Here is a 4,444-nt window from a genome sequence, read left to right as displayed (position 1 = left end):
TTTAAAATAAAGCTTTTGACCTGTTAAAGTCCGATGTTAGTGCAAGCAAATAGGATTGGGACTTTCAAAAACCTTGCATTATCCTTCTTGTAGTACATCGATTGGTACAAAAAACAAGGGCAACAAAGCCTGAAACGACCGGCTCCTGACTCCTGACTCCTGACTCCTGACTCCTACCCCCAGGAAAAACTTTTTCAGCAGACCCTAATTGTCGGTATTTCTGCAAATGTGGGATGCACTCGCTAAAACTCCTTTCTTTCACTTTTGACTTGACAAATGACCGGCTATTTGCTGCGGGGTCTGGTATTCGGGAACTAAATCTTGTAGGGACTTAACTAAGCCCTGACGGTCATTAACTTGAATATAATTAAGCAGTTGCTCTAATTTGATTTGCAATTTGTCCCAAGCAAGAAAGTGTTCATGAGCGCAAAAAATCTTTGGGTGAGCGGTGGGACGAGCTTTATCGGTATCGATTAATAATTCTTCGTAGAGTTTTTCCCCCGGTCTTAATCCTGTGATTTCAATATTGATATCTTGTCCTAATTCCAAGCCACTTAAACGAATCATCTGTAGGGCCAAATCGTAAATTCTTACCGGTTCACCCATATCTAACAGGAATACCTCACCCCCTCGGGCCATGGCTCCTGCTTGTATAACCAAACGCACCGCCTCGGGAATAGACATAAAATAGCGAATAATATCGCGATGGGTGAGGGTAATATTCTTACGTTGGGCGATTTGTTCCCGGAAACGCGGCACCACGGAACCGCTACTATCGAGAACATTGCCAAAGCGGACGATAGCGCAACAGGTGGAAGTGTCGGGTAAAGCGGCCAAAGCTTGTACGACTAACTCAGCACAGCGTTTACTGGCCCCCATAATGTTAGTCGGTCTGACGGCCTTATCAGTGGAAATAAGAACTAAATTACTAACTGAATTCTCGATCGCGGTCTGAGCGACATTTAAGGTTCCCCAAACATTAGTGTAAATCCCTTGACTAGGATTGGCTTCCACAAGGGGAACGTGCTTATAGGCGGCCGTGTGATAAATTGTCTGGATCTGGTGTTGTTGGATGACTCGGGCCAGATGATTGCGGTCGAGAACATTGCCTAGATAGGCATACTTGCGTAAATCGCTATAATTTTCGCTTAAATCGAGATCGATTTTGTAGAGGGAAAACTCGTTTAATTCGTAGATTACCAAGCATTTTGGCTTGAGGAAGGCGATTTGTCGGCATAATTCCGAACCGATGGAACCACCACCCCCGGTGACTAACACCGCTTTACCGGTGACATTTTTTCCCAAAAGTTCGGGATGGGGTAGAATTTCTTCCCGTCCTAATAATTCCGAGACATCGACACTGCGAATCTGATTGATGGTCGCTTCTCCCGATAAAATTTTTGAGAGGGGAGGAACGGTTTTAATGTCGATGGGTAAAGTTTCTAGACTTTCGATGATTTGCCGCTTTCTGGCCTTGTCTAGGTTCGGAATAGCGAGAACAACCCAGTCAATGGCCCTTTTTTGGTGCAGTAGTGCCAATTGAGAGGGGGGGTAAACCCTAATGCCTTGGACCACTCGCTGCTGCAAATCGGGATTATCATCAACAAAAGCTAATAAACGATAGTGGGGGTCATTTTGCAGGGAACGTGCTAATTGACAACCCACAATCCCCGCACCATAGATAACGATTGTCGGTTCCCTATCCAGACTACTGACGTAAATATTGAGACGGTGAAAGACAGAACGAATCAACAATCTCACCCCGATAACCAATACTAGGGTTAACAATGCGTCGATAATCAGGACTGAACGTGGCAAAAAGGCATCCCCTTGAAAGTAGGCCAGACTGATTAAAACCCCTGAACTATAGAGAACCGCTTGCAGTACGGAGGAAAGAAACTCTAATCCTGTATAACGTACTACGGGACTGTAAATACCTTTGAGATAGAAAACTAGAGTTTTAATGGCAATTAAACCGAATATTTTCCCTAAAAAAGGTCTAATTTGCTGATATTCGAGGCTCAGATTAAATCTGAGAGAGAAGGCCAGATAGATGCTTAGACAAAAAATCAGGCAATCGGTGACAATCAAAAGAGATCGCTTCGATGACCTAGATAGGGAATTAGCTAATTTAAGGATTTTTTTGGCCAGTTTTCTATACATTATCCAATTGATTAATTAATCTTAAGGTAAATTTACTTAGCTCCTCTCGACTTTCTGTGATAATCAGTGCTTATTATTTGTAGTAGTCTTGCTAGGCAGGGCTTTGAAGAATATATTTCTGGAAAATTCCCCCTATTCTTCTCCCTTCCACACAGAAACAAGAAGAGCCAATGTTTTTATAACAGTAGCGCTACCTGTCTTTCCGGAGATGATATCACCCAAACCCAATTATGTCAAGTTGCCAGATTTGTCCAGAATTTTTTCCTTTTAGCAACTTTTCATCGCTGGCAAAAAATTTTTTGCTCCCGCAAACTAGCCGATAAATGACCGCTAGTCAAGGGTTACAATCAAGAATTGATACAAAAATTTATCGAGTCAAGTTATGAGTAATCAGTACGATGCGATCGTGATTGGGTCGGGAATCGGGGGATTGGTGACAGCGACGCAATTAGCGGCAAAAGGGGCAAAAGTCTTAGTTTTAGAGAGTTATCTGATTCCGGGGGGCAGCGCAGGTTATTTTGAACGAGAGGGTTATCGTTTTGATGTGGGTGCTTCGATGATTTTTGGTTTTGGCAAAAAGGGGACGACTAACCTCCTAACCAAGGCTTTGGCAGCGGTGAATATGAGTATCGAAACCATTGCCGATCCCGTCCAGATCCATTATCATCTCCCGGACGGGTTAGACTTAAAAGTTCATCGCGACTACGAACAATTTTTACAGGAATTAATTAGCCATTTTCCCGGAGAAAAAACTGGTATCCGGCGCTTTTACGATGAATGCTGGCAGGTGTTTAATTGCCTCAATAGTATGGATTTACTATCGCTGGAAGAACCCCGCTATCTGACTAGGGTTTTTTTCCAGCATCCTTTATCCTGTTTGGGATTGGTCAAGTATTTACCCCAAAATGCGGGAGATGTGGCCAGAAAATATATTAAAGACCCGAAATTATTGAAATTTATCGATATGGAATGTTATTGTTGGTCGGTAGTACCCGCCGATCGCACTCCGATGATTAATGCGGGAATGGTCTTTAGCGATCGCCATTACGGCGGAATTAACTATCCCCGAGGGGGAGTAGGACAGATTGCTCTCAAGTTAGTCGCGGGATTGGAAAAAGCCGGTGGTGAAATCCAGTATCAAGCGAGAGTGAATAAGATTATTTTAGATGCAGGACGGGCGATCGGGGTAAAATTGACCAATGGTAAGGAATACTACGCTAAAAAGATTGTTTCTAATGCCACCCGTTGGGATACCTTCGAGAAACTACTCCCCCCGGAATCTCTCCCGGGCAGCGAAAAAAAATGGCAAAAACGCTATCAAAAATCCCCCAGTTTCCTGAGTTTGCATCTGGGAGTTAAGGCCGATGTGTTACCATCAGGAAGCGAATGTCACCATATTTTACTAGAAGATTGGGAAAATATGGAAGCAGAACAGGGAACTATCTTTGTTTCTATTCCTACCTTACTCGATCCCTCCCTCGCACCCCCGGACCATCATATCATTCATACTTTCACCCCTAGCTGGATTGATCAATGGCAAAAACTGCCCCCTCAAGAATATCAACAGAAAAAAGAGGCCGCTGCTCATCGTCTCATTGATCGCCTGAAAAAACTCTTTCCCAAACTAGATACAGGATTAGATTATATCGAAATTGGCACAGCCCGCACCCATCGCCGCTTTTTGAATAGAATCGATGGCAGTTACGGCCCAATACCGCGAAGAAAACTGTTAGGCTTATTAGGAATGCCCTTTAATCGCACAGCTATTCCTAATCTTTATTGTGTGGGAGATAGTACCTTCCCTGGTCAAGGATTAAACGCGGTGGCCTTTTCCGGTTTTGCTTGCAGTCATCTTCTATCGGTAGATATGGGTTTACCTCGTCCCAGAGATTAAAAGCTGAAAATCAGGATTTTTACCGGCGAATTCGGAAACGGGAAGGTAAGACTTGACAGCGTTTCTCAGATGGATGAAGCGCATTTTTGCGACTGGAATCCTTACTTCGGCAAGGTTTAATCTATACTTCACCTTGATGAGAAACGCTGTGGATATTCAACTAAATCTGGTTATTAAAGAATGATTATTTAGGGTTTGCTGAATAATGGTAAAACCCTTTTAAAATAAGGCTTTTGACCTGTTAAAGTCCGATGTTAGTGCAAGAAAATAGGATTGGGACTTTCAAAAACCTTGCATTATCCTTCTTGTGGTACATCGCTTGGTACAAAAAACAAGGGCAACAAAGCCTGAAACGACCGACTCCTGACTCCTACCCCCAGGAAAAAC

2 protein-coding genes are annotated in these 4,444 nt (G+C 43.3%); one reads left to right on the top strand and one right to left on the bottom strand.

Going from position 1 to position 4,444, the window contains the following annotated elements; genetic code table 11:
* Positions 1-258: 258 nt before the first annotated feature.
* Entirely contained in the window at positions 259-2,163 is a 1,905-nt protein-coding gene (locus tag O9332_RS24165) for a polysaccharide biosynthesis protein (protein ID WP_288027690.1), read from the bottom strand.
* Positions 2,164-2,545: 382 nt separating this feature from the next.
* Here O9332_RS24165 and crtH point away from each other — a divergent pair, with 382 nt between their 5' ends.
* On the top strand, positions 2,546-4,057 hold the full coding sequence (gene crtH / locus O9332_RS24160; RefSeq protein ID WP_288027688.1) for a carotenoid isomerase: 1,512 nt from the start codon (positions 2,546-2,548) through the stop codon (positions 4,055-4,057).
* Positions 4,058-4,444: the final 387 nt, after the last annotated feature.

The organism is Microcystis sp. LE19-10.1B, assembly GCF_027530565.1.
Classification (GTDB): domain Bacteria; phylum Cyanobacteriota; class Cyanobacteriia; order Cyanobacteriales; family Microcystaceae; genus Microcystis; species Microcystis aeruginosa.
This window is presented reverse-complemented; position numbering and strand designations above follow the sequence as displayed.

Bases quoted from the DNA above. Each gene is read 5' to 3' on its own strand.
- O9332_RS24165 (WP_288027690.1), bottom strand. From the start codon at position 2,163: ATGTATAGAAAACTGGCCAAAAAAATCCTTAAATTAGCTAATTCCCTA.
- crtH (WP_288027688.1), top strand. From the start codon at position 2,546: ATGAGTAATCAGTACGATGCGATCGTGATTGGGTCGGGAATCGGGGGA.